The sequence below is a fragment of the Actinotalea sp. JY-7885 genome (assembly GCF_014525465.1).
GTDB lineage: Bacteria > Actinomycetota > Actinomycetes > Actinomycetales > Cellulomonadaceae > Actinotalea.
On record NZ_JACEXH010000348.1, the window covers coordinates 1 to 656 of the forward strand.

Annotated in this window: 1 protein-coding gene; it reads right to left on the bottom strand. The window is 77.1% G+C overall.

The window, feature by feature from the left end:
- Positions 1 to 181: 181 nt before the first annotated feature.
- A partial coding sequence (locus tag IDM29_RS16910) for an ERAP1-like C-terminal domain-containing protein (protein ID WP_188037864.1) occupies positions 182 to 656 on the bottom strand: 475 nt, incomplete at its 5' end.

Consider the following 656-nt stretch of genomic DNA (forward strand, 5'->3'; position numbering starts at 1 on the left):
CGTCGTGCCGGGACACACCGGCGTGTCCTGGCACGACGCTCCACGGTCGGAGCACAACCCTCCGCGTCGGGGCACGGTGCTCCGCATGGGGCACGACGCTCCGCGGTCCGGGCACGAGGCTCCGCGTGGGGCACGAGGCTCCGCGTGGGGCACGGTGCTCCGCGGTGCGGGTGGGTGGGGGTCAGGTGCGGTCGCGCTCCTGGGCTGCCAGGGCCCGGCGCACGCCGTCGCGGTTCTCGACGACGAGGCGGCGCAGGGCCGGGTGGCGGTCGCCGAGCTGCTCGAGGAACGCGTCCGTGCGGGCGAGGACGTCGACCTCGCCGGACCCGGCCAGCTGGGTCGGGTAGAGGCCGACGACGACGTTCTGCGCGATCTCGTTGGTGCGCTCGGTCCACACCCGCTCGATCGCGGCGAAGTACGCCTCGACGAACGGGACCAGGAGCCCGCGGTCGTGCACGCGCCCGAAGCCGGCGATCGTCGACGTCTGGAGCGCGTTCGCGAGCTCGTCGCGCTCGACGACGGCGTCCCACGCGGCGCGCTTCGCGTCGGGCGTCGGGACGGCGGCGCGGGCCGCGGCCGCGGCGCGCTCGCCGGTCGCCGTCGCGTCCGCCGCGAGCTGGGCCGCGATCTCCGGCTCACCCGCGCGGCCACCGGCC